Genomic DNA, 4,782 nt, shown 5'->3' with positions numbered 1-4,782 from the left:
CCCCCTCAAATCGCTCCACTGGAGCGATTTGCCCTGCGGGACGGCTCGAAGTCCCCCACAAGGGGGAGGTGCCGCATCCAGTGTGCGGCACGATCAGGCCAGGGCCCCGACTCTTCACCTCCCCCTTCATGGGGGAGGCCGGGCGGGGGGCCGTCTGCCGGCAGTCTGATCGCCTACAGCGTGCGCGCGTAGCGCATAAAAATCTGCTGGATCTCGCTCAGCACCGTCTCCGACAGCACCATATCGGCCGCACCGATATTGGTTTTGAGCTGCTCCATGGTCGTCGCGCCGATGATCACCGAGGTCATGAACGGCTTGGTCAGGCAGAAGGCGATGGCCATTTGGCAGACGTCGAGCCCGTGCTTTTCGGCCAGCGCGAGATAGGCGCGGATCGCCGGCTCGGTGTACTGGTTGTTGCGATAGGCCGAGCCGGCCACCGCGCCGCGCGTCCCCTCCGGCAGCACGCCGCCAAGATACTTGCCGGAGATGGCGCCCGCGGCCAGCGGCGAATAGGCCAAGAGCCCGACATCCTCGTGGAAGGCCAGTTCGGCGAGGTCCATGTCGTAGTAGCGGCGGAGGAAGTTGTATTCGTTCTGGATGGTCTGCACCCGCGGCAGGCCGAGTTCCATCGACAGCTTCAGATACTGCATGGTGCCCCAGGCGCTCTCATTGGAGAGGCCGAAATTCAGGATCTTGCCCTCCCGCACCAGCTCGCCCATCACCTGCAGCACTTCGAGCATGTTGGGCAACACGCTCTGCTTATCCTGCAGGTAGGGGTTGTAGTCCCACGAGCCCTCGAAATGGTAATGGCCGCGGCGCGGCCAATGGATCTGGTAGAGATCGATGCGGTCGGTCTGGAGGCGCCGAAGGCTGCCCTCCACCGCTTCACGCACGCTCGGCCCATCGATGCCGCGCCCGCCGCGCACCCAGGGCCGCCCGCCACCTGCGACTTTGCTGGCCAACACAATGTCGTTACGACGGCCGGTGGTCTTGAACCAGCTGCCGATGATTTCCTCGGTCTTGCCATAGGTCGAGGCGTCCGGCGGCACGGCGTACATCTCGGCGGTATCGAAGAAGTTGACGCCGTGCTCGACGGCATAATCCATCTGCTGATGGCCCTCGGCCTCGGTGTTCTGCTTGCCCCAGGTCATGGTGCCCAGGCAAATCTCGGACACCGAGATATCGGTGCGGCCAAGCGTCTTCATCTTCATCGGAATGCCCCTTCAAGTTCGGCGCGCACCGTATGAGGCGAGGCAATGAGAGACAATCCCCCGAAGGTCGGGCCGAGGTTGCGCCGGCAAGCCGGATCGGAGAGATTGTGCGCGCCATTTCAAGGATATCGCCGTTGCGCAAATTTCTGCTGCCGCTCGCCGCCTTCGCTCTCGCCGTCGCCACGCTGACGGGTGGGCCGGCCGCGGCGCAGGACGAGGCCGATCTGGGGCGGATCGGCCAGATGAACCTCAAGGAGCTGGCGGCGCTGGTCGGTGCGGTGACCCAGTCGGTCGGCCGGGACACCATAAAGCTGCAGCCGGCGGCGCAGCGCAACGATTGCGCCGAGCTGAGCCGTGCCTCCAACGCGTTCGGGCTCGGCTATCGGCTGCTGGCCGAGGCGCGGGGGGCGCTCGAGGGGAAGCCCGCGAGGGACATCGCGGCGCTGCAGAACCATATCGTGCAGGCGCGAGTCATCACTTTTGCGGCGCGGGTGCGGGCCGAGGAGTGGCTCAGCCGGCAATGCGCCAGCTTTGCCATGCCGGCCGACAAGGCGGCCGAGCCGCGTTACGCCAAGCCGATCAAGCTCCAGACCGCCGAATACACCCAGGCGATGATCGAGGCACGGCAGGCGGCGGAGACCAACCTGGCGCTCGCCGTGGCGGCGGGGATCGGCAAGAAGTGCCCCGAAGTGATCTCGGCGATCCAGTCGATCCAACTGTTCGTGCCCTATCTCGATAAGCTGTCGAAGGATGTGGCCAAGCGCCCGGAGGCTTTGGGCCCGCGGGCCAGCCGCCGTGGGCTCGAGGTGGCGCGGATCCAGCTGATCAACGCCGGCAACAAGTTGTATCGCGAGCTCCGCATCGGCTGCCGCGCCAAGCCGCCCGCCGACGCGGAAGCCCCGGCCGACGGGGCTCCGCCGCCCGCCCAGTAGGGCGGTTCGCGGCCGCTGGTCAAAAAACTGTCACGCGACACGCTTTTTGCCTTGAGGTGGCGGAGATCACCCCCTATATACCCCCTGCGTCGGCGGCGATGGCCGCACACGAAGGCGCAAAAAGCCAAGGCTTTGATATCTGACGCGGGGTGGAGCAGCCCGGTAGCTCGTCAGGCTCATAACCTGAAGGTCACAGGTTCAAATCCTGTCCCCGCAACCAAAGCTTGGCACAAGAAGAACCCCGCGAAAGCGGGGTTTTTCATTTCTCGGGGTCGGACGGGTCGGTGGTGCCGAGAAATCGCCGGTTCAGCGTCCCGGCGTCAGCCCTCAGCACGAAACCCATATCGATGGCAAAGGGCTGACGATTGACGTCGCAACAGCAGACGGCTTCGCGGTATTACGCGGCGCCCGACCATGACGCGTTCTCCGGGAGTTGGGCGGCTGTCCCGGGAAGGAGACCATCCCATGAAGGCAATCACAGTAACAGACCAGACGGCAGGAACCGCCGGAATGCGGCTGGTGGAGCGTCCCGAGCCGTCGCCGGCGATAAACGATGTCGTTGTCGCGGTCCACGCGTCGGGCTTCGTTCCGACCGAGCTGACCTGGCCCTCGACCTGGACCGATCGTGACGATCGTGACCGGACGCCGACGATCCCCGGCCATGAGCTCGCGGGGGTGGTGACCGCCCTGGGCTACGGTACAACGGGGCTATCGGTGGGGCAGCGGGTATTTGGTCTGACGGACTGGTATCGCGACGGTACGTTGGCCGAGTCGATCGCGGTCGAGGCCCGCAACCTTGCGCCGCTGCCTGGCGACGTCGATTTCACAATTGGCGCCAGCCTGCCGATCTCTGGCTTGACCGCCTGGCAGGGCCTGTTCGTGCTGGGGCGCCTGCAGGCGGGCCAGTGCGTTCTCGCGCATGGCGCTGCCGGTGCGGTGGGCTCCATGGCGACGCAGCTCGCCCGTGAGGCGGGCGCCTATGTCGTCGGCACCGGGCGCGCCGCCGACCGCCAGAAGGCGCTCGATTTCGGAGCACATGAGTTCATCGACCTCGAGAACGATGTGCTCGAGGACGTTGGTGGCGTTGATCTGGTATTCGACACTATCGGTGGTGACATCGGCAAGCGCTCCGCCAACCTGGTCCGAGGCGAAGGCGCGCTGGTATCCATCGTCGGCCCCGTCGAAGCCCGTCCCAAGGATGGCGTTGCCATCGACTTTGTCGTCGGCTCGGACCGTGCGCAGTTGACGGAGATCGTGCAGCGGGTGCGAGACGGCCGATTGCGAACGAATATCGGCACCATCGCGTCTCTCGATGAGGCCGTCGCGGTCTTCAATCCCACCAGGCGGATCAGCGGCAAGACAATTATCCGCGTCCGCGACTGATCCCTGGCTCCAGGTGAGCTGCCGACGGATCGGGGCCCAAGGTTGGCCAGAAAGCGAATCATACGAGAGCGGCAGCCGGCGAGTCCAAGGTTGAAGGGGATCGTTCGCCGGCCACCACTCTCTTCGGAGTCAACTCCTGCCCCCGGGCAGGGTTCCCTCCAGACAGCATGAAGCCCCGCACGGCCTCGAGGGTGGCGGGGCTTTTCGCATGGGCGGAACAGAACCTTTCGGCCTAACCGCCCGGCTGCTGCCTACTTCACGAAGCCGGCCGTCTTGCAGGCGTCGAGCGTCAGCGTCGCCAGGTCAATCTTGGTGGTGCCCTGGTCGAGTTCGGCCGGAGTATCGGCGTCCTTGGTGGCTTCGTCGCCGTCATTTTCGGTGTTGGTTGTGCTGTCCGACGTGGCAACTTCTGCCGCCAGAGAATCGCACTGGGCCTGGACCTTGGGCAGGTCCTCGGCGGAAATCTCAGTACCGTTGATCGAGGTCTGCGCCATGGCGCCCGATGCCAGCATGGCAATGGTGAGGGCGGCGGCGGAAACAAAGCTGCGGATCATCATAAGTTCTCTCCACTATTGTTATCGTTGAGGCGTGCCGGGCCTGTCGACGAAACGTGGAGTGGCGGGAATAGTTGCTTGCGACCGGTGCTTGCGGTCGCAAGGAACTTTGGATTGAACTCAGCTCACCGACATCGCCGAGGCGTCCAGCCACAGCGCGATGGCGACGGCGCCGGGGTCGGGGTGGCCGAGGGCGCGGTCGCCGATATAGCTGGAGCGGCCGCGGCGGGGGTGCATCGTGGCGGTGCGTTCGGCGCCGGAGCGGGCGGCAACGGCCGCAGCGGTCAACTGCTCGGCGGTGGTGCCGGCGGCCATCGCTGCGGCGGCGGGGAGCAGGGCATCGAGCATGGTGCGGTCGCCGGCGTCGGCGCCGCCCAGCCGCTTGATGGCGTCGGCCCCAGCGCTGAAAGCACGGGCGAGGGTGGCGCTGTCAGTTCCGCCATCGGCGACCGACTGAGCGGCGGCAATGGCGAAGGCGGCATAGAGCGGGCCGGAGGTGCCGCCGATGCTCTTGCGCAGGGCAAGGCCGCTCTCGCGCAGCACGGCATCGAGCGGGCGGGCGGTCCAGCCGGGCGCCAGTTGCAGCAAGGCGGTGGCGCCGCTGGCCAGCGAGTGGCCGATATCGCCGTCGCCGACGATGCGGTCCATTTCGGTCAGCTCGGCTTCGGCGGCGATGATGGCGCGGCAGGCCGAGGTGAGGAC

The 4,782-nt window shown here is 66.1% G+C and carries 5 protein-coding genes and 1 tRNA gene; 3 read left to right on the top strand and 3 right to left on the bottom strand.

The window, feature by feature from the left end:
• Positions 1–173: 173 nt before the first annotated feature.
• Positions 174–1,211: an aldo/keto reductase gene (locus tag VW23_RS19250; RefSeq protein WP_069911167.1), complete on the bottom strand. Its 1,038-nt coding sequence runs from the start codon at positions 1,209–1,211 to the stop codon at positions 174–176.
• Between the two features lie 134 nt (positions 1,212–1,345).
• On the opposite strand from VW23_RS19250, the gene VW23_RS19245 reads away from it, so the two are divergent.
• The 3 genes from VW23_RS19245 (at position 1,346) to VW23_RS19235 (ending at position 3,526) form a co-directional block, all read left to right on the top strand.
• Positions 1,346–2,143, top strand: a complete 798-nt coding sequence (locus VW23_RS19245) for a hypothetical protein (protein WP_069911166.1) — start codon at positions 1,346–1,348, stop codon at positions 2,141–2,143.
• A gap of 143 nt (positions 2,144–2,286) precedes the next feature.
• A tRNA-Met gene (locus VW23_RS19240) sits at positions 2,287–2,363 on the top strand.
• A gap of 245 nt (positions 2,364–2,608) precedes the next feature.
• Positions 2,609–3,526, top strand: coding sequence for an NADP-dependent oxidoreductase (locus VW23_RS19235; protein WP_069911165.1), 918 nt, complete (start codon positions 2,609–2,611; stop codon positions 3,524–3,526).
• A gap of 251 nt (positions 3,527–3,777) precedes the next feature.
• Here the strand turns inward: VW23_RS19235 and VW23_RS19230 are convergent, their stop codons facing one another.
• Both VW23_RS19230 and dhaL read right to left on the bottom strand, forming a co-directional pair.
• Positions 3,778–4,083 carry a hypothetical protein gene (locus VW23_RS19230; protein WP_069911164.1) on the bottom strand — a complete coding sequence of 102 codons (306 nt, stop codon included), beginning with the start codon at positions 4,081–4,083 and terminating at the stop codon, positions 3,778–3,780.
• 117 nt (positions 4,084–4,200) lie between these two features.
• A partial coding sequence (dhaL, locus tag VW23_RS19225; RefSeq protein ID WP_069911163.1) for a dihydroxyacetone kinase subunit DhaL occupies positions 4,201–4,782 on the bottom strand: 582 nt, incomplete at its 5' end.

The sequence above is a fragment of the Devosia insulae DS-56 genome (assembly GCF_000970465.2).
Classification (GTDB): Bacteria; Pseudomonadota; Alphaproteobacteria; order Rhizobiales; family Devosiaceae; genus Devosia_A; species Devosia_A insulae.
This window is presented reverse-complemented; position numbering and strand designations above follow the sequence as displayed.